The sequence below is a fragment of the Tractidigestivibacter sp. genome, from assembly GCF_050946515.1.
In the GTDB taxonomy this organism is placed as follows: domain Bacteria; phylum Actinomycetota; class Coriobacteriia; order Coriobacteriales; family Atopobiaceae; genus Tractidigestivibacter.
Genome location: NZ_JBMNUX010000004.1, coordinates 61,723 through 80,252 on the forward strand (window position 1 = coordinate 61,723; position 18,530 = coordinate 80,252).

Sequence of the window (18,530 nt, forward strand, 5' to 3'; positions counted from 1 at the left end):
GAGGGGCAATGCGAGCGCTCCTGCAGCGCGTAGAGAGAGCGTCGGTTGAAGTTGGCGGGCAGGTCGTGGGCGCCTGCGGCCACGGATTCCTAGTGCTTCTCGGAGTTGGTCCGCACGACACCAGGCAGGTTTGCGAGCGGCTGTGGAACAAGGTGCTGCGCCTTCGCATCTTTGGCGACCAGAACGGCAAGACGAACCTCTCGCTTGAGGACGTGGGCGAGTCGGTGCTTGTCGTGAGCCAGTTCACGCTCTATGCCGACGCTCGTCACGGAAACCGGCCCTCTTTCACGGGGGCCGCCGCTCCCGATTTGGCAAACGAGCTCTACGAGCACTTTTGCGAGCTTGCCGAGAAGGACCTTGGCCACGCTCGTGTCGGAAGAGGCATCTTTGGGGCCGACATGCGGGTGAGCCTCGTAAACGACGGCCCATTTACCATGCTTCTAGACACTGACGAGCTTGGGCTTGGAGAGCGGCAATAGACAATGCAAACAGATGAGGTCATGTGAGGCCATGGCGTCATCATATACGTCATAATTGCTGTCGTGGCAAAGGCAATAAGACCTTCCGCACAGGAACACGTGCGCTTTGCGCAAGACGAAAGGAGCAGTCGCAAATGAAGGGGTTCATGAAGGAGTTCCGCGAGTTCATTGCTCGCGGCAACGTGATGGACATGGCCGTCGGCGTCATCATCGGCGGCGCGTTCACCGCGATTGTCACGTCGCTCGTCGACGATATCATCGAGCCGCTCATCTCTGGCCTCACCGGCGGCGAGGAGGAGATCGGCCTTGTGGTCAACGTCGGCGCGGCCCAGCTGAACTTTGGAGCATTCATCTCGGCAATCATCAACTTCCTGATCATCGCCTTCATCGTGTTCCTGCTTGTCAAGGGAGTCAACAAGTTCTCTGAGGAGGCCAAGAAGCTCAGCCACCAGCAGGAGGTCGAGGAGGAGGCTGCCGCCCCCATCTGCCCGCACTGCCTCGAGGAGGTAAAGGAGGGGGCAACGCGCTGCCCGCACTGCGGCGGCGAGATCCCCGGTGGCGCAAAGCCCCAGAACTAGCCGGCTTTCTAAAGAGTCAAGAAAGCGCCTTGCGGAGTTCATCCGCAAGGCGCTAATTTTTGTCACTCGCCATCGCCGGAAGGAGCGTCGGCTCTGTGGTCCGCTTTGGCTTCAGGGGATGCGCCACTGGCATCCGCGCCGGCACTTGAGGCCTCATCATCGCTGGAAGGAGCGCCCTGCTCCATCTTGCCGTGAAGCTCGTCAAGGCGGGCAAGGTATTCGCCCGACGAGAAGTCGCGCCCGCGGCGCATGCGCTCGCGAATGAACTCGCGGCGCGCCGCCTCCACCTCGCTGTGACGACGCTCGGCAATATGCTCGAAGCTCTCGCGGCCGTGGGCGATCTCGGAGACGTCGAGCACCGGGTGAATGGGCTCAGCGATCCTGACAAGCGACGTCACTACTGGAATCACGAGCACCGTGATGGCGCCAGCTGTCACCAGCACCGAGGCGTCGCTCGAGCTCATCTCGCCAGCATCGACGACGACCTGGGTAATTGCGACCACAAGCGGCAGCGCCATCACGCAGTAGGCCGAGGTCACAAAGCGCTCGTTGCCGCTCATGGTGCGAGTCTCGGGATTGACCTTGAGCGAGATGGCCACGCTGCCGCCTCTCACTGCAATGAGCATGCCAATGAACAGCAGAAGAAGCCACGGATCCTGGAAGGCGGCGAGAAGGTCGATTCCCGCACCTGAGATCACGAAGAACGCTGGGATCAGAAAGCCGTTTCCGATTGCGTTGAGCTTCTCCTCCAGCCCCGGGTTCCCATCAGGGAAGAACACGCGGAGCACGAACCCCGCTGCGAAGGCACCAAGCACCGTGTCGAGGTCAAACATCGCGGCGAGGGCGAGCAAGAACACCAAGAGGAGCACCACGAGGCGCACGTCGGTATACGTTCTTGATCCTGCGCTGGAGGCGATGAAGTGGCGGAACTTCTCGCCCGCCTTGGCTGTTGAGCGCGAGAGCCGCGCGATGCGGATGCATACGAAAAAGAAGAGCCCGAGCACGATCAGCGTCAAGAGGATCGAGCGCGTCGACAACAGGAGCGACATGGCGATAACGGGAAGCACCTCGCCGGTAGCGCCATATGCCGTGACGGCGCGACCAACGCGCGTGTCCGTAAGGTTGCGGTCTCGCATGATGGGCGCGAGGGTGCCGTACGCCGTCGTAGTCAGCATGATGGCGAATGCGACGCCCGCCATGCCCGTAAAGCGCGAAAAGCCCGTAAGCGTAACGAGCCCGATGGCTGCGGCAAGCGAGGCCAGCCAGCAAAGCGACGCGTGCTTGCCTATGGTGCCCACGATCTCGGACGGCTTGATCTCATAGCCGGCCATGAGGAAGAGAAACGCCATCCCGAGCTCGGAGACAAGCGAGAGGGCTCCTCCGCTTGTCCTGATGATGTTTGCTCCCGATGGGCCAAGCAGCGCTCCGGCGAACACCAGAAAGACGACCTCCGGAATCGCTCGCCCGGGAATGAGGCTCGCTACGAAGGGTGCGAGCGACGCAACGAGCATGATTACCGAAAGTGAGACGAGCTGGCTTATCATAGGCTACTTCCCCGCTGCGTCCTGTTCTGACCCATTCGACGCAGACCCCTTGGAGCGGCCGCGCTTGGCCTTGGCGTCAGCCCTTTTCTTATCGACCGGCGTCGTGAAGTCGCGGCAGACGTTGCTTGTTCGCAGGTATTCCTTGCCATAGGGGTTAACCACGGGCACAAGGTCGCGCGGGTCGTCAGCAAAGAACATGTCGGGCTTCTTGTAAACATGTGGAACGGCGAGCGTATATCCGCGAGAGCAGGCGCCTTGATACCTGTTGGAGTGCTCGTTCATAGAAAACGAGCTGTATATGCAGTCGGTGCAGTGGAACCCAGCCATCAAGCTCCCTCCCAGAGAAAACATGGGGCATCAAAGGGTACGCTTTCTTCTAGGCCCCACACGGTACCACAGTTACTAGTACCCAACGATAGTTCAGAATGAATCGTAATTTCACGCCCATGCAATTTCGCGCCAAGAAAAAAGGAAGGGGCTTAGGGAATGTACGAGTTCTGGTGTATGGCGCTCGCATCCTTCGCAATTGGCTACCTTTGCGGCAGCTTTCTCACGGCCGAGGTCGTTAGCCGGCGCTTCGGCAAGAAGAGCGCCTTTGAGGTTGGCCTTGGCAATCCCGGAATGGCAAACATGGGCAGCGTCTACGGGGTTCGCGCCGCAGCCATCACGCTGGCAGGAGATCTGGTCAAGGTAATCGTCGCGTTTCTGATTGCAAGGACCATCTTTGCAAGCCAGGCGGACCTTGCAGGCCTCTATGCCTGCGTAGGCGCAACATTCGGCCATGTGTTCCCGGCATGGCACCGCTTTCGGGGGGGCAAGGGCGTCGCGACGACGGGCGCAGCCATCGTGCTGACCTCCCCCGTCCTTGGAGGGGTTGCCCTCATCGCTGGGCTTCTCGTGGTGCTCTTCGGCGGATATCTCTGCCTGGGAGCCATCGCGATTCCGGCGATATGGCTTGTCCTGCAGCTTGTCTGGGGTGACCTTCCGCACGTTATTGCCGGCCTCGCCCTTCTGGGCGTTGCCCTCTTTTGCCACTTGGGTCCTGCTCTGGACATCCGCACGGGAAAGACCAAGAAGGCGTCCCTCAGCGAGAAGTTCCTCGCGAAGCTGAGCAAGCGCAAGGACTGATGCGGCTGGCCTGAACGCGGGCGGCCGCCCACCCCGCCGGGCGGCTACGGCCACAAAGTCGTGGGCACAAGCTAGCCGACGCATGCCAATAATATTTACGTGAATCAATTTTTGGAAGAAAGGTCAGCTATGCCAACAGACATCAAACGTGAACAGATAACGTTTCCCTCAACCGATGGCATTTCAACGGTCTACGGGTTCCTCTGGTGGCCGGCTGAGGACGCAAAGCCTCGCGGAGTCGTGCAGCTTGTGCATGGCATGGCCGAGCACATAGAGCGCTACGACGACTTTGCCCGATATCTTGCTGGCGAGGGCTTTCTCGTAGCCGGTCATGACCAGATAGGTCACGGTCGTACCACGCCGCCCGAGCACTGGGGCGAGCTCCCCATCAGAAACGGCGCCGAAATCCTCGTAGAGGACGTAGACAAGCTGCGAAAGATCGTGCAGAAGCGCATCGGAGCAGAGATTCCCTACTTCCTCTTCGGACACAGCATGGGCAGCTTTGAGGTGCGCTCCTACATCGCGCGCCACGCCGAGGGCCTCGCAGGCGCCATCATCTGCGGAACGGGCTATGTGGCCCCTGCCGCGTCGAAGTTTGCCAAGCGCACCTCTTGGCTCTCCTCGTTCCTTTTTGGCGAGAACCACCACTCGAAGCTCATCGACTCCATGGGAGCAGGCTCATATAGCAGGGCAATCGAGAACGCTCGCACCGACTTTGACTGGCTTTCGTACAACCGCGACAACGTCGACCGCTACATTGCGGACCCCGCCTGCGGATTCATGTTCTCGACGAGCGGATACGTCGCGCTCACCACGCTCACGGCCGAGGTCAACACGCTCGAGTGCGCCTCCCAGGTGCCCAGCGACCTGCCGCTGCTGTTCATCTCTGGCGGAGACGACCCTGTGGGCGGCTTCGGCGAAGGCGTCCGCCACGCCGCAGCCCTGGCGCGAGACGGCGGCTCTGAGGACGTGGTCGTCACTATCTATGGCAACATGCGCCATGAGATCTTGAACGAAGACGACCATATGCGCGTCTATGGCGACGTGAAGGATTGGATTGTTGCCCATATGCCTCAGGACGACGGGAAGAAGAGGGAGTGAGCGCCATGAGCGGCGAGAAGTACATCATTGCACTTGACCAGGGAACCACGTCCAGCCGCTCGGTGCTCATTGACCGAGAGGGGCACATGGTCGACTTTGTCCAGCGCCCGTTCCAGCAGATCTTCCCCCATCCCGGCTGGGTGGAGCACAACCCGCAGGACATTCTCTTCTCCCAGCTTGGGTCGCTCACGGAGCTCATCACGAAGCACGGGCTCACCGGCAAAGACATCGACTCCATCGGAATCGATAACCAGCGAGAGACCACCATCGTATGGGATCCCACGACAGGCTCTCCGGTCTCAAACGCCATCGTGTGGCAATGCCGAAGGACCGCTCCGATCATAGACGAACTCTGCGGCACGCCCGAGGTGCGCAAGATGGTGCAGGACAAGACCGGGCTTCTCCCCGACGCGTATTTCTCCGCCAGCAAAATCCGCTGGATCTTGGACAACGTGCCTGGCGCCCGTAAGCGCGCGGAGGCGGGCGAGCTTCTTTTTGGCACGGTCGACACCTGGCTTGTGTGGGTCTTGACCGGTGGCCTTGTGCATGCGACCGACGTCACCAACGCAAGCCGCACGATGCTCTACAACATCCACGAGGGCTGCTGGGACAAGGACCTGCTCGACCTCTTTGGCATCCCCGAGTCTATGATGCCCGAGGTGCGCCGCAGCTCAGGGCCCTTTGGCGAGACAAGCTACCCTGGGATCCCCGCGGGCATCCCCATCATGGGCGTCGCGGGCGACCAGCAGGCGGCGCTCTTCGGCCAGTGCTGCTTTGAGCCCGGGCAGGCCAAGAACACCTACGGCACCGGCTGCTTCATGCTGCTCCACACCGGCCGCGAGGCCAGGCGAAGCGAGCATAGCCTGGTCACGACCATCGTGGCGTCTCCTCCCGACGTCGAGGAAACCGAGTACGCGCTCGAGGGCTCCGTCTTTGTCGCTGGAGCGCTCATCCAGTGGCTTCGTGACGAGCTGGGCATCATCCAGCACGCATCTGACACCGAGTGGATGGCACAGAGCGTCGAGGACACTGGTGGGGTCTACATTGTCCCTGCGTTCACCGGCCTTGGCGCCCCTTGGTGGAAGCCCGACGCCCGCGGGGCCATCGTGGGACTCACGCGCGGCACCACCCGCAATCACATTGCGCGCGCGGCGCTCGAGGCGCTCGCCTACCAGATTCGCGATCTCTCCGACGCAATGGCCGCAGACGCAGGGAAGCCGATCAAGGTGCTCAACGTCGATGGCGGAGCCTCGGCAAATGACTTCCTGATGCAGTTCCAGGCCGACATCTTGGGTTGCGAGCTCAGGCGCCCGCAGAACACCGAGACGACCTCGCTCGGCGCGGCGTACCTCGCTGGGCTTGCGACTGGCTTCTGGAGCGGCACCGACGAGCTGCGCGCCCTGCGCGAGACCGATGACCGCTTCTTCCGCCGCATGGACCCCGAGCGCGCGGACGAGCTTCTCGCCGGCTGGCACGACGCGGTCCGCCGCGTGATGTAGCAAGCCAGATAACTTTGCGAAGGATCTGGGCGGCTCCGGCTCCCTCGGCAGATGTCGAGGGAGCCGCTTTTTGCTTCCCGTCGCCATGGGAAGCACATACAAACATGTACATTCTTCTTTTATATTGTTGTTGTTTCGCCAAATATGTCATCAATTGGCCCGAATGCGCCTAAGGGGTTTCTTTTCTGACTCCTTTGCTATGATATTTGAACCGGGTTCGATTATTTTTTTGAACGAAAGCTGGAATGACGAACGACAACCATAGCTACCTGCAAAAACAACGAGAAGGTGATTCATGGCAAAGCTATCTTTTTCTGACTCCGTGAAGTCGAAGGCGATTTCTCTGGCAGTCAACAAGGCATTTGACATGCTTTATGACGACTTTGACGGCAACCTCCCCAAAGTGGAAGCCATGATCGACAAGTTCGCCGGCTCCGGCGACGAAATCAACGACGCCCAGCTGCGCCTGTTCAACATGGTCATGGGCTACATGAAGGACCCCGAGAACAACTGGCGCCGCCTGGTTGACCACGTGATCAACGACGTCGACCGCGAGGTCGCACGCACCTTCGTTCAGAACTTCTTCGTGAACTCTGTCACCATCGGCGGCAACATCCAGCGCCAGGTGAACGTCAACGAGGGCTGCAACTGCCCCTGGGCCATCCTCATGGACCCCACCACCCGCTGCAACCTGCACTGCAACGGCTGCTGGGCGGCCAACTACACCTCTTCCAACCACAAGGACCTCACCTTTGAGGAGCTCGACTCCATCATCTCGCAGGGCACCGAGCTTGGCACCTACGTTTACCTCTTCACCGGCGGCGAGCCCATGGTGCGCAAGCACGACCTCATCAAGCTCTGCGAGAAGCACCCCGACTGCTACTTCTCTGCCTTCACCAACGGCACGCTCGTGGACGAGGCCTTCGCCGACGAGATGCTGCGCGTGAAGAACTTCATGCCCGCCTTCTCCATCGAGGGCTTCGAGGAGGCAACCGACTCCCGCCGCGGCAAGGGCACCTTCCAGAAGGTCACCCACGCGATGGACATCCTGCGCGAGCGCAAGCTGCCCTTCGGCGCGTCCATCTGCTACACCAGCCAGAACTACGACTCCATCACCTCCGACGAGTTCATCCAGTTCCTGGTCGACAAGGGCGTGCTCTTCTCCTGGATCTTCACCTACATGCCCGTCGGCGTGGGCGCACCGGTGGAGCTTCTCGCCACCGCCGAGCAGCGCAAGGGCATGTACGACAAGGTGCGCAAGAACTGGCGCAACAACGTGCCCATCTTCTTCGCCGACTTCTGGAACGACGGCGAGTACACGGGCGGCTGCATCGCCGGCGCCCGCCGCTACCTGCACATCAACGCCGCCGGAGACGTGGAGCCCTGCGCCTTCATCCACTACTCCGACTCCAACATCCGCGAGAAGAGCCTGCTCGAGTGCTACAAGAGCCCGCTCTTTAAGAGCTACCAGGCCCACCAGCCCTTCAACTCCAACATGCTGAGGCCCTGCCCGCTGCTGGACAACCCCGGCAAGCTCTCCGAGATGGTCCACGAGACCGGCGCCAAGTCCACCGACTACGTGCACCCCGAGGACGTCGACGAGCTGGAGAGCAAGACCAAGGCGGCCGCGGCGGCATGGGCAAAGACCTCCGAGCCGATCTGGCACGACAGCCCCAAGGGACGCCTCTCCGACCGCCTGAAGGAGGAGCAGGGCGACCCCAACGCCTGGATCAAGTTCTAGCTGTCTGGAGCATCACCGCACGCGCGCAAGGGCGCTCGGGCCTCTCGGCTCGGGCGCCCTAATTTCGCGAACCCCTCTCGCAAACCTCCACGAACCGTCGAAACTGAACGACGTTTGCCCATATAGATACCTGAAAATGCTACGGTTCGTGGAGGTTTGCGAGAGGGGCTGCCCCATAAGCGAGCAGACCCTCGCGTGAAAGGGCTCGCCTACTCCATCGAGGCTGCGTTCTCGAGAAGCGCCTGCTTGAGGTCGCTCTCTATCTGGCGCATCTGGCCTTGCGCCTGCTCGCGCGCGGCCCTGCCCTCCTTCTGGATCTGCACGGTCTCCTTGAGCGTGGCGATGAGCTTGTCGTTGACCTCCTGCAGCGTCTCGATGTCCACAACGCCACGCTGGTTGGCCTTCTCCGCGTCGATGGCGCCCTGGTGCAGGGCCTCGGCGTTGGCACGCAGCATCTTGTTGGTGGTGTCATCCACCTTGTTCTGCAGGTCGAGGGCGCGACGCTGGTTCTCAAGACCGAGCGCGATGACCATCTGCGACTTCCATAGCGGGATCGTGGTGGAGATGGTCGTGTCGATCTTGTCAGAGATAGAGCGATCGGCATTCTGCAGGATCTTTATCTGCGGAGCCATCTGGAGGCTCACGACGCTCACGCGGTCGAGGTCGTCGAGGCGCTTGTCGAAGCGCTCGAGCTTGTCCTTGAAGTCCTTGAGCACCTGAGCGCCCATGGGGTCGCTCGAGGCCTTGGCCTCGGCCTCGAGGGCGGGCAGCTGCTCGGCGCGGAAGTCGCTGATAGCCTTGCGCCCGGCAGCGATGTCAATCTTGAGCAGCCGGTACTGTTGGACGTTCTTCTCGTACATGCTGTCGTACATCGCAATGTCGGAGACCATCTGCGCCTGGTTGCGCTCGAGCTTCTCAACAATCTCGTCCACCTGGGGCGCGACCTTCTCGTAGCGGCGGCGAATCTTGTCCACGCTCACGACCACCTGCCCGATGATGGGCACGTTTCTGACGCCGCCGAGGTCTGCCTCGTCCACGGTAGTGAGAAGCTCGCCGAGAAGCTTGCCGGCCTCCCCGTCGTCCTTGTTGGATACCTTGGCGAGCACGTTGTCGGCGAAGTCGCTCATTGACATCTGCGCGTCGCGGGCGTAGCTGCTCTCGATGCCGTCCTTCATGAAGTCAATCTTGGCTGCGAGCTGGTTTGCCCTCTCCTGCTCTTCGGGCGTCAGCGTGACGGCAGGCTCGGCAGGAACTTGGGCGAGGTCGTCCGGCTGCGCTGCCGGGGTGGGCGAGCTTGCCATGAGGTCGGCGAGCGTGACCTTCTTGGCCTGCGGGGCTGAGCTCTGGTTCTCGTTTTCTGACATGCCATGCTCCTATCTGTCGTGTTGTTCAAGCCGATAGAGGACCTTGCGACCCTATGACTGCAGCTGTCTTATGAGCTCCTGCATCGCATCGTTGTTGGGGAGCTCGATCGCGGCGGGGACATTCTCTGCAACGCCGGTGACGCCAAAGCGAGAAGGGCTGTCGGTGCCCCTGAGAGAGGCACCGCGGAAGCCATGGCGCTCCCAAGCCAGCCGTTGCACCTCGTCGCTCTTGAGCAGGTCGTGAAGGCGCTCGCCGTTCTCGTCGAGCGCCATGAACACGTGCGTGGACCACACGGTTGGCGTGGTGTAGCAGATTACGAGCTCGTCTTTAACCTGCGCGTAGGTGTCTGGGTCATTCACGGCGAAGTCGAGAATCTGGCTCTCGTAGCCCACCATCATGGGCTTGGAGCCCTTGCCAAGCGTAAGGAACTGGTTGAAGGAATCCTCGGAGCTCGTCTCCATCCAGCCCGACTTGGCGAACACCTTGCGCAAGCTCTCGCCGTCGCGCTGAACGCTCTCGACCGTCGCAGGCGAGCCGCCATTCATCACGCTGGCGAGCAGCGCCGCCCATTCGTTTCCAGAATTGGACGCCGTCGGATCGGTGGAGTCGATGCGAAACTCGCCATAGCCGTCCGTGTAGCCAAGGTCTGCCCAGGTCTTGTCCGAGAGCATTGCGTCAACGGCCGCGGAGACGTCCATGAGGTAGACGTCCCCGTCCTTGCTAATGATGCCCGACGCCACGAGCGCATCGGCCACGTCACGATAGGTGTAGACCACGATTGGCGAGTTCAGAACGATGTCGGAGGAGGTGGGCTCGATTCCTTGCGCGCTTCCGTACGCCGCGGCCGCCTGGGAGGATGGGAAGAGGTAGTCCATGCCGGTCTGGTCGGAGGTCATCATGCTGTAGGAGCCGGCCTTTTTGTAGTCAACGATGAGGCCAGCGTCGGCGGCAAGACTCTGGAACTCCGAGTCCTCGAAGAGCGAGATCTTCTCGCCGCCAAGGTAGCCGTTCACGGTCACGGCTTCCTCGGGAGCAACGGGCTCGGGCTGGCTGGCCTGCCATCCAACGACTACGCCCACGATCACGACCGCAGCGACAACGAGCACCAACCCGATGATTTTGCCCTTGCTGGCAACGAATCGCGCAGACATCGCTAGCCCTCACCTTTCGCATTGGTCTCCGACCGGCCCGCTCTGCCAGGGTCGTCGGAGGTATATCCGTCCATCTCCATGAGTCGCCTGATGGCGTCGGAGTCACTCGAGAGCTCGCTCGCCTCGGAGCCCATGGCGCGCTCGAGCTCGCCTGCCACCACGCCCTGGAGGTCGCCCAGCCCGGAGAGCGCATCCTCGACGGCTCGGTTCAAAGTCTCCCCTCGAGCGCTCTGCTCGAGGGATCGATAGCCACGCAGCATCGAGACGCACTGCTCGGCGTACGTGTTGAGGAAGTGCGAGAGACGCCTGAAGCTCGCGGGATGCGTCTCGGTGTAGCCCACGAGACGCTCTATCCCCTCCTTCAGCTCGGCGATCTCGGCGAGCACCTGGCGGTTGTCGATGTCGGCGGCCACTTCGTCAATCTGGTTCTCCAGATTGCGGGCGTCCTCGATTCGACGTGCCGCCTCCTCGCCATTGGGAAGCAGGCTCGCGACCACGCCGCCAAGCCGCGCCTGCGGGCGCAGGACCAGCGAGAGCCCCACGTAGAGCATTGCCGCCACGACGGCACCCGAGACGATGCCCGCGATTCCGGGCACCATGAGCACGCAGGCGATGCCGCCTGCAAAGGCGAGTACGGCGGAGAGGAGGTAGCGCATCAGTTGTATCCCTTGACCTGGCGGAACACGTCTGCGAGGTCTCCCTCTCGCCCATCGAAGACCTTGCCATTGGAGAGCTCGGCGAGCTCGTCGAGCTGAGACGAGTCGGCGTCTCCGAACATGATCGAGAAGATGGGAACCGTCGTGCCTGAGTTCCTATAGCTGTCCTCGAACTCGTCCTTCTCGTCATAGGTGGACATGCCGTCGGTCATCGCGACGATGGCCACGGTGTAGGTCCCGCTCTGCTCCGCCTGGGTTGCCAGCTCGAGCGCCTGCTCGAGCGCGGGGTAGAGGAAGGTGCCGCCATCCGCCGAGGTTGACCTCGCAAGGTCGAGAAGCTCGGAGGTGTCGGTTCCGGTGACCGTGCAGATGTCGTGGACGCTGCTCGAGAAGGGCACGAGCACGTTAACGTCCTGCTCGCCGGGCTGAATCATTGAGGCAGCGGAGCGCTCGGGGTCGAGCGCCTCGGTGAGGCCCTCGACAACGCCATCCTTGCCCTCTCCATACATCGAACCCGAGTAGTCGACCACCCAGATGGTGTAGGAAGGCTTGCGCAGGTCGCTCTGGTAGAGCTGGAGCGCCTGCGTGATTACGTCGGCAGCGGGCATGGGCACGGACTTGAGCACTGAGGCGTCGGTCGTGATGCCCCAGTCTGAGCGAAATGCCCGGCTGACCTCCTCGTCGTCGGGGTTTGCCAGCTTTCCCCCCAGACCGCAGCGCCTTCCCACGCGCTCGAGCAGGAGCTTCGCCTCGTCGTCTTCGAGCGCGCTCTGGAAGGAGTCGAAGGCGTCCTTCACGGTAGAGCCCTGGCCGCGGTCGACGTAGCCGAGCGGGCTGTCTGAGATGGCAATTCCGTCGGATGGGTAGATGGCAAGGAGCGGGTCGGCGCCCTTGGCCTCAAGCTCCTTGTTGGCCTGTATCACGAGCGACTCGTAGTTGACCATCGCCTGGTGGTTCTCGGGGTCGGAGACGACCATGTCCTTCAGCCAGTCGGACGAGCCCGACGAGCGGTCAACGCCTGAGAGGAGCTCCTTCACCTGGCTTGTGACCTCCTCGTTTTGGAGGTCGTCGGCAGTGAGCGGGCCGCTCTCGCCCGAGAGCGCCGACAAGAACGCGAGGTATGCGGAGGCACCGCTGTTGGACTGCGTGGCAGACGTCATCGAGAAGGTGAGCTGACCGTTCTGGACGGCAGTGATGATGTCAGAGGTAGAGACCTGCTTGGTTGCGCCAGAGGAGTCGGCCCAGCCAAGCTCTATAGCCTTGGCCTTGCTCACGCCGAAGACAACCGGCGTGGTAGAGGTTGACTCGGCGTCCTTCACGAGATGGCTCGTGTCGCCCAGCGAGATCCAGATGGACGAGGCGGGCCACACCGCGTCGTAGTCGTCGCCGCCGTCCTTGAGCACGCCCATGATGTCAAGCGAGCCCATGTAGTGGATCTCGACGGCGACGCCCGAGGCATCGACGGCATGCTGAATGGCCTCGGCGGCCTCCTTGTTCTCGGAGCCCGATGCAATCTTGATTGTGACCGTGGCACTCCCGCCAGAGGGCGTGAAGGTCTGAACCTTGCTTGACGAGGAGGTCGAGGAGGACGAGCTCGCAGCTGAAGAATCAGAGCTTCCTCCCCCATCAAGGGCAAAGTCGCAGCCACACAGGACGAACGCTAAGGTGATGAGCGCACACGCCAGAACCGCAACGAAACGACCCGTGCTTCTGGGTGTTCCAGAGACCTGCGCAGACATGATAGGAGGTCCTTCCACGGATCCCCGCGACCCGACGCGGTCGCAGGGCCAGCTTTCTTTAAACCAATCCTATCTTTCAAATATCAGCGCAATGTAAGGGGCCCTCCTGCGGGGCGAACCTAGACCGCCGGCCCCCTCTAACCCAAGACCTCCTCTGCGATGCGGGCAGATTCCGTGGCGTCCTTGGCATAGTAGTCTGCCCCAACCATCTTGGCATACTCGGGATTGAGAACCGCGCCGCCGACCATGACCTTGCACCAGGGCGCGCGCTCGCGCAGGAGCTTGATGGTCTCGGCCATCGCCGGGACGGTCGTGGTCATGAGCGCGGAGAGGCCGCAGAGCGTCACGTGGTCTCTCTCCACCGCGTCGGCGACCGTCTCCGGCGGCACGTCACGCCCGAGGTCGACCACGTCGTAGCCGTAGTTCTCGAGCAGCATCCGCACGATGTTCTTGCCGATGTCGTGGATGTCCCCGTGAACCGTGCAGATCACAATCTTGCCCTTAGAGGCTGCCGCGGAGTCGCTGCCGGCAGAGACAGACTGCTTGATTACGTCAAAGCCCGCCTTCGCAGCCTCGGCGGAGGCCATGAGCTGCGGCAGGAAGAACGTGCCCTTCTCAAAGCGGTCTCCGACCTCGTCCAAGGCGGGGATGAGCACCTCGTTAATCGCGAACATGGGGCCATGCTCGTCAATAACGCGGGCGATGACCTCCCCCATGGGGCCCTTGCGGCCAGCAAGCACAAGCTCGCGGGCCTCCTCGTCGGCCGAGGCGGGCTTCTCGGAAGAGCGCGTTGCGTCCTTCTCGCCCTTCGAAGGCGCCGAGGCCGAATCCGCAGTCGCCGGCGCAGCGGCGGGCTTGGCGTCGCTCCTTGCGGCATAGCCTGCGATGTAGCGCTGGGCGCTCTCGTCCTCGCCCGAGAGCACGCGCCACGAGTTCACGACGTCCATCATCCTGGTGAGGCAGGGATTCATGATCGCCAGGTCAAGGCCGGCGGAGAAGGCCGCGGCCAGAAACGTCGCGTTCACAAGGGGCCTAAACGGCAGGCCGAAGCTCACGTTGCTCACGCCCAGCACGCACCGCACGCCGGCAAGCTCGCGCTTCACCATGCGAATGGCGTCGAGGGTCGCCCCCGGCTGCGCCTGGTCGGTGGAGGCGGCCATCGTAAGGCAGTCGACCACCAAGTCCTGCCGAGGAATGCCCAGCCTGTCAGCCTCCGCAACGATCTTTCTTGCCACGTCCAAGCGACCCTCGGCGGTCTTGGGGATGCCCTGCTCGTCCAGCGTGAGGCACACCACAGCGCAGCCGTAGTGCTTCACGATGGGCAGAACCGCGGCCATAACCTCAGACCGTCCGTTCGTCGAGTTGATGAGGGGCTTTCCTGGATAGCTGCGCACCGCCGCCTCGATCACGGCTGGGTCGGCGGAGTCAATTTGCAACGGCAACGTCGATACGCCCTGCAGCTCGTCCACAAGCTGAAGCATGACCGCCCGCTCGTCAATCTCGGGAAGGCCGGCGTTCACGTCTAGGATCTGCGCGCCGGCCGACTCCTGCTCGATGGCCATGCGCATCACGTAGTCGTGATTCCCCGAGCGAAGCGCCTCCTTCATCAGCTTCTTCCCGGTTGGGTTGATGCGCTCGCCAATGACGCCGACCTGCCCCTGATCGAGCGAGCAAATCTGCTGCGCGCTGGCAACGGCAAAGCTCTTGTTGGTCTTCCGAGGCGCTGGCGTGCGTCCGGCGAGAAGCGCGCGCTCGGCGGCGATGTGCTGGGGCGTGGTGCCGCAGCAGCCGCCGATCACCGTAACGCCGGCATCGAGCATCTCCTCGACCGCCCGCGCATACTCTTCTGGCCCCACGTCGTAGGTAGTGACGCCGTCCACAACCCGAGGAAGCCCGGCATTGGCCTGCGCCATCACAGGACAGCTCGCCCAGGGAAGCATGCGCTTGACGAGCGGAGCCACCGCCGAGGGACCTAGGCCGCAGTTAATCCCAAGCACGTCGGCCCCCAGCGAGCCCAGCGTGACGGCCGCGGCCTCGGGCGTCGTGCCCAAGAAGGTTCGCCCGTCCTCGCCGAAGGTCATGGTCACGAATGCCGGCAGGTCGGAGTTCTCGCGCACGGCGAGAAGGGCGGCCTTGGCCTCTGCAAGGTCAGACATGGTCTCGATCACAAACAGGTCCGCCCCCGCAGCGTCCGCCGCGCGCACCTCTTGGGCAAAGAGGTCATATGCGTCGTCGAAGGCGAGCGTTCCCATCGGGGCCAGCAGCTGGCCGGTTGGGCCGATGTCTGCCGCCGCATAGCGCGCCCCCGACGCTCGCACGCACTTGATCGCAGCAGAGAAAACCTCCTCGACCGATGCCGCGCCTCCCAGCTTGGCGGCGTTGGCGCCAAACGTGTTGGACGTCACGACCTCGGAGCCTGCCGCAACGTAGGCGGCATGCACGGCCGTGACCTCGTCGGGATTGGACAGGCACAAAAGCTCGGGAAGCTCGCCCGCGGCGAGCCCGCGCGCCTGAAGCTGGGTTCCCATGGCGCCGTCAAAGAGCAGGAACTCCTTGCCTTCGAGCACCGCGGCAAGGTGCGCGTCCTTCACGCGGCGCGGACGGCTCTCAAAGCGCGCCTTTGGCCAGCGACCTGTCTTCTCGCCTTCGCTCATGACGCTCCCTTCTCGCTAGCTCCTGCAGGTTGTCCCCGCAAGGCGAATGTTGCAAAAGTCAAAGCAGCGGCAGCCGCTGCAGCTCTTCTGGCGCTTCTCGTCCCGCGGCTCGGGAAAGAGCCCGATGACGGCAGAGACGCTCTTGGTAGGAATCATCAGCAGGCTCTCCGTCAGCGTGACGCCTAGCTGGCGCTGGGCGTCAAGGGTGCGGAGGAGCTCCGGCTGCGTCTTGAGGGGCAAGTCGCCGTAGCCCGGGCTGAACCGAAAGTTGGTGTAAAGCCCGCGCTCCCGCGCCGCCGCGACGATGCTCGCCTCGCACGCGTCTGCCGTCCGCTCGGCAAGCTCGGTTCCCGCAGCGTCGAAGACCGCCTGGTCAAGCGGGCTCGTGAGCGCAAGGCGCCTGAGCTCGCGCTCCACGCCCATGCCCGTCGTGACGACAAGCAGCGCCGCGCCAACGGCCCCCCTGAGATGCCTTGCGATCGAATGGCCGGAAAGCACGAGCGAGGTCCCCTCAAGCGTCACCTCTGGAACCCCGTCCTTCTCGACCACCCCCGACACCGGCACGATCCGCCAGACCCCAGAGGGCGTGGCCAGCTTGAGGGAGCGGGCTACCTGCGCGTCAATGCGCTGCGAGAGCTCCTCCGAGATTGTCTGGCCACGATAGCCAAGGTAGCGCAGCACCTCGCTTCTGTCCAAAGACCCAATCCTGTAGCGCTCGACCATGGCCTTGCCTAGTTGGAGAGGTATCCGCAGCCAAGCAGCGCCGCGCGCGCGGACTGGGCCACCTGCGGACGGTTCATGCTATACACATGGATGCCGTCGACGCCGTTCTCCGCAAGGTCAACGAGCTGCTCGCAGGCGTATTCCATTCCCGCCTTTGCCTGGTCAAGAGGGTCGCTCCCGGCCTGCACAAGGCGCTTGACCACCTTGGCGGGGATGGAGGCGCCGCAGTTGAAGGCCATGCGCTGAATCTGCTTGACGCTCGTGAAGGGCATGATTCCGGCAATGATGGGCAGCTTGATGCGATAGCGAAGGCAGCGCTCGCGGAAGCGATAGAAGTCCTCGTTGTCGAAGAAGAGCTGCGTCACAAGGAAGTCTGCGCCTTCCTCCTGCTTGGCGTAGGTGGCCTCCATCGATTCCTTCTCGGTCGCAGACTCGATGTGGCCCTCGGGGTAGCAGGCAGCGCCAATGCACAGCTCTGGCCATGCCGAGCGAAGATGGCGGATGAGGTCAGAGGCGTGCACGTAGTCCATGACCTTCACGTCAGGGCGGGGGTCGCCGCGCAGGGCGAGCACGTTGGCTATCCCAGCCGCCTTGAGCTGCGACATGCGGTCGTCGATGTCTGCGCGCGTGGCGCCCATGCAGGTGAGGTGGGCAAGCGCCGTAACGTCCAAGACCTCTTCGATTCTCTGGGCCACGGGGACGGTGTTGCCCGTGCTCCCGCTGCCTCCCGCAGAGTAGGTTACAGAGATCCAGTCCGGCTTTGTCTCGGCCACGGCAGCGGCGACCCTATAGGCCTCGTCAAGCGGCAGGTCGCCCTTGGGCGGGAAAATCTCGAACGAAAGCGTGCGATGGTCGCTGATCTTGTCAGAAATCTTCATAGGTCCCCCACTCTCTGCGCACGATGCGGCACAGCTTGCAGTGGGCACATGGTAGCGCGGTTTTACTACTTGAATCGAGCGAGAAACACGCAGGCAACCCAATGAGGCTCGCCGCGTTAGTCGCGCATGAACGAGGGATCCTCCCCCGCTGCCGCCGCGCGCGCAATCTCCGCGATCGCCTTTCCCACAGAGTCTTCGCTGGCTGGGCCAATGTGCCAGCGAGCCGCCGCGGCAGCATCGGGCTTCGCGTTCTCGACGGCCACTGAGTTCGAGAAGCGCGAGAACATCTCCAGGTCGTTACCGGCATCGCCGAAGCAGCAGACCTCATCGGGCGCAATCCCCAGGCGTTTTGCCAACCAGAGGCCCGCCGCCCCCTTGCCCCAGCCGCGAGGGACGACGTCTATCAGGGGCCGCTCCTGCGTAGGAAAGACAAAGTCGAGGTCAGGACAGGCATCTGCGAGAACGTGCCGGATTTTTCGGCCTCGCGAGAATCCCGCGATAACCCGCACGCTCGCCTTGGGGATAGGCCTCTCAGGCACCTTGTCGGCGCTTCTCTTCACGCGCCAAAAGTGCTCGGGGTGCTCTCTTATAAGCTCCATAGGGGCACCGATGGCGAGCGGAGGCTCGTCGAGGAAGTCGACCACGAGCCATGCGTCGCCGAAGGGCTCAAGCGCTTGTGCCGCACGCTGAAGCGAGCTTGGCGAGAAGTCAACCTCATGGACCAGCTTCCCGTCGAGATAGATCGTCTGGCCATTGTTGGCAAGGGCCGTTTCGTAGCACTTCTCGTCCTGGCAAAAGAGCTCGGGGAGCGAGCTGGCCTTTCGCCCCGTGGCAGGGGCAAAGCGCACGCCGGCGTGCAGTGCCTGGTGGATGGCCTTGCGAGTGGCGGGCGTAGCGACACGCGGCATGTCGCCCCATACGAGCGTGTTGTCTAGGTCAGAGAGAGCGAGCTTGATCATGGGAGTCCTTGCTTTACGAGAATGGCGACCCTGCCTCCCAAGTGCGGCACGGCGCTGGGCGTCGCGCAGCGACCGCCATGGCCCCTACCGTAGGGGGAGACGATCGGGGCACAGGGGCCGCACACTTAGGGAAGCAAGGCCGCGCGAGACGAACGGGCGCTCGGGGGTCGCCCGCTCGAATCAGCCACCATGGGTGAGCCCACAGCGACTCCTTAGATACTAGCCTTCCAGTTGCTCTTCGTTAGGGAAAGTTTTTTATATGTTCGGGAATTGATTGAAGCAAGGCTGTGAATGGCAGAGGTGAAGACATGGCACCAAATCCGAATATCTCTCGC

16 protein-coding genes are annotated in these 18,530 nt (G+C 62.6%); 6 read left to right on the forward strand and 10 right to left on the reverse strand.

Translation table 11 applies throughout. The features are described from left to right. Nucleotides 1–8: 8 nt before the first annotated feature. A complete protein-coding gene (gene dtd, locus ACOYJL_RS03620; protein WP_433568852.1) occupies nt 9–479 on the forward strand; it encodes a D-aminoacyl-tRNA deacylase in 471 nt (156 codons plus the stop codon). Nucleotides 480–613: 134 nt separating this feature from the next. Beyond that, nucleotides 614–1,057 carry a large conductance mechanosensitive channel protein MscL gene (gene mscL, locus ACOYJL_RS03625; RefSeq protein ID WP_433568853.1) on the forward strand — a complete coding sequence of 148 codons (444 nt, stop codon included), beginning with the start codon at nt 614–616 and terminating at the stop codon, nt 1,055–1,057. A 62-nt stretch (nt 1,058–1,119) separates the two neighbouring features. Here the strand turns inward: mscL and ACOYJL_RS03630 are convergent, their stop codons facing one another. Both ACOYJL_RS03630 and ACOYJL_RS03635 read right to left on the reverse strand, forming a co-directional pair. Further along, entirely contained in the window at nt 1,120–2,601 is a 1,482-nt protein-coding gene (locus ACOYJL_RS03630) for a cation:proton antiporter (protein WP_433568854.1), read from the reverse strand. Between the two features lie 3 nt (nt 2,602–2,604). Beyond that, on the reverse strand, nt 2,605–2,928 hold the full coding sequence (locus ACOYJL_RS03635) for a hypothetical protein (protein ID WP_433568855.1): 324 nt from the start codon (nt 2,926–2,928) through the stop codon (nt 2,605–2,607). Nucleotides 2,929–3,087: 159 nt separating this feature from the next. On the opposite strand from ACOYJL_RS03635, the gene ACOYJL_RS03640 reads away from it, so the two are divergent. From ACOYJL_RS03640 to ACOYJL_RS03655, 4 genes are all read left to right on the forward strand, one after another. Beyond that, nucleotides 3,088–3,729 (forward strand): glycerol-3-phosphate acyltransferase, encoded by a 642-nt coding sequence (locus ACOYJL_RS03640; RefSeq protein ID WP_433568856.1) that lies wholly within the window; start codon nt 3,088–3,090, stop codon nt 3,727–3,729. Nucleotides 3,730–3,858: 129 nt separating this feature from the next. Next, nucleotides 3,859–4,830, forward strand: a complete 972-nt coding sequence (locus ACOYJL_RS03645; protein ID WP_433568857.1) for an alpha/beta fold hydrolase — start codon at nt 3,859–3,861, stop codon at nt 4,828–4,830. 5 nt (nt 4,831–4,835) lie between these two features. Continuing rightward, on the forward strand, nt 4,836–6,329 hold the full coding sequence (gene glpK, locus ACOYJL_RS03650) for a glycerol kinase GlpK (protein ID WP_433568858.1): 1,494 nt from the start codon (nt 4,836–4,838) through the stop codon (nt 6,327–6,329). A 295-nt stretch (nt 6,330–6,624) separates the two neighbouring features. Further along, nucleotides 6,625–8,070: a radical SAM protein gene (locus ACOYJL_RS03655; protein WP_433568859.1), complete on the forward strand. Its 1,446-nt coding sequence runs from the start codon at nt 6,625–6,627 to the stop codon at nt 8,068–8,070. 209 nt (nt 8,071–8,279) lie between these two features. Here the strand turns inward: ACOYJL_RS03655 and ACOYJL_RS03660 are convergent, their stop codons facing one another. The 8 genes from ACOYJL_RS03660 to ACOYJL_RS03695 all read right to left on the reverse strand — a co-directional run bounded on the left by ACOYJL_RS03660 (nt 8,280) and on the right by ACOYJL_RS03695 (nt 18,195). After that, a complete protein-coding gene (locus ACOYJL_RS03660) occupies nt 8,280–9,434 on the reverse strand; it encodes a toxic anion resistance protein (protein WP_433568860.1) in 1,155 nt (384 codons plus the stop codon). Nucleotides 9,435–9,485: 51 nt separating this feature from the next. Next, entirely contained in the window at nt 9,486–10,586 is a 1,101-nt protein-coding gene (locus tag ACOYJL_RS03665; RefSeq protein WP_433568861.1) for a hypothetical protein, read from the reverse strand. Nucleotides 10,587–10,588: 2 nt separating this feature from the next. Next, on the reverse strand, nt 10,589–11,242 hold the full coding sequence (locus tag ACOYJL_RS03670; protein ID WP_433568862.1) for a 5-bromo-4-chloroindolyl phosphate hydrolysis family protein: 654 nt from the start codon (nt 11,240–11,242) through the stop codon (nt 10,589–10,591). Then, nucleotides 11,242–12,981: a substrate-binding domain-containing protein gene (locus tag ACOYJL_RS03675; protein ID WP_433568863.1), complete on the reverse strand. Its 1,740-nt coding sequence runs from the start codon at nt 12,979–12,981 to the stop codon at nt 11,242–11,244. The genes ACOYJL_RS03670 and ACOYJL_RS03675 overlap by 1 nt, the downstream gene beginning before the upstream one ends. A 137-nt stretch (nt 12,982–13,118) precedes the next feature. Then, complete coding sequence (locus ACOYJL_RS03680; RefSeq protein WP_433568864.1) at nt 13,119–15,635, reverse strand: homocysteine S-methyltransferase family protein; 2,517 nt, start codon at nt 15,633–15,635, stop codon at nt 13,119–13,121. 15 nt (nt 15,636–15,650) lie between these two features. Next, nucleotides 15,651–16,358, reverse strand: coding sequence for a vitamin B12 dependent-methionine synthase activation domain-containing protein (locus ACOYJL_RS03685; protein WP_433568865.1), 708 nt, complete (start codon nt 16,356–16,358; stop codon nt 15,651–15,653). Nucleotides 16,359–16,366: 8 nt separating this feature from the next. Next, nucleotides 16,367–17,236 (reverse strand): methylenetetrahydrofolate reductase, encoded by an 870-nt coding sequence (locus ACOYJL_RS03690; protein ID WP_433568866.1) that lies wholly within the window; start codon nt 17,234–17,236, stop codon nt 16,367–16,369. Nucleotides 17,237–17,352: 116 nt separating this feature from the next. Further along, entirely contained in the window at nt 17,353–18,195 is an 843-nt protein-coding gene (locus ACOYJL_RS03695) for an HAD family hydrolase (RefSeq protein WP_433568867.1), read from the reverse strand. Nucleotides 18,196–18,530: the final 335 nt, after the last annotated feature.

What these genes read in the sequence shown, in the direction of transcription:
- ACOYJL_RS03685 (WP_433568865.1), bottom strand. Translation starts at nt 16,358, where the DNA reads ATGGTCGAGCGCTACAGGATTGGGTCTTTGGACAGAAGCGAGGTGCTG.
- ACOYJL_RS03675 (WP_433568863.1), bottom strand. Translation starts at nt 12,981, where the DNA reads ATGTCTGCGCAGGTCTCTGGAACACCCAGAAGCACGGGTCGTTTCGTT.
- ACOYJL_RS03690 (WP_433568866.1), bottom strand. Translation starts at nt 17,236, where the DNA reads ATGAAGATTTCTGACAAGATCAGCGACCATCGCACGCTTTCGTTCGAG.
- ACOYJL_RS03660 (WP_433568860.1), bottom strand. Translation starts at nt 9,434, where the DNA reads ATGTCAGAAAACGAGAACCAGAGCTCAGCCCCGCAGGCCAAGAAGGTC.
- dtd (WP_433568852.1), top strand. Translation starts at nt 9, where the DNA reads ATGCGAGCGCTCCTGCAGCGCGTAGAGAGAGCGTCGGTTGAAGTTGGC.
- mscL (WP_433568853.1), top strand. Translation starts at nt 614, where the DNA reads ATGAAGGGGTTCATGAAGGAGTTCCGCGAGTTCATTGCTCGCGGCAAC.
- glpK (WP_433568858.1), top strand. Translation starts at nt 4,836, where the DNA reads ATGAGCGGCGAGAAGTACATCATTGCACTTGACCAGGGAACCACGTCC.
- ACOYJL_RS03635 (WP_433568855.1), bottom strand. Translation starts at nt 2,928, where the DNA reads ATGGCTGGGTTCCACTGCACCGACTGCATATACAGCTCGTTTTCTATG.
- ACOYJL_RS03695 (WP_433568867.1), bottom strand. Translation starts at nt 18,195, where the DNA reads ATGATCAAGCTCGCTCTCTCTGACCTAGACAACACGCTCGTATGGGGC.
- ACOYJL_RS03680 (WP_433568864.1), bottom strand. Translation starts at nt 15,635, where the DNA reads ATGAGCGAAGGCGAGAAGACAGGTCGCTGGCCAAAGGCGCGCTTTGAG.
- ACOYJL_RS03665 (WP_433568861.1), bottom strand. Translation starts at nt 10,586, where the DNA reads ATGTCTGCGCGATTCGTTGCCAGCAAGGGCAAAATCATCGGGTTGGTG.
- ACOYJL_RS03655 (WP_433568859.1), top strand. Translation starts at nt 6,625, where the DNA reads ATGGCAAAGCTATCTTTTTCTGACTCCGTGAAGTCGAAGGCGATTTCT.
- ACOYJL_RS03640 (WP_433568856.1), top strand. Translation starts at nt 3,088, where the DNA reads ATGTACGAGTTCTGGTGTATGGCGCTCGCATCCTTCGCAATTGGCTAC.
- ACOYJL_RS03670 (WP_433568862.1), bottom strand. Translation starts at nt 11,242, where the DNA reads ATGCGCTACCTCCTCTCCGCCGTACTCGCCTTTGCAGGCGGCATCGCC.
- ACOYJL_RS03630 (WP_433568854.1), bottom strand. Translation starts at nt 2,601, where the DNA reads ATGATAAGCCAGCTCGTCTCACTTTCGGTAATCATGCTCGTTGCGTCG.
- ACOYJL_RS03645 (WP_433568857.1), top strand. Translation starts at nt 3,859, where the DNA reads ATGCCAACAGACATCAAACGTGAACAGATAACGTTTCCCTCAACCGAT.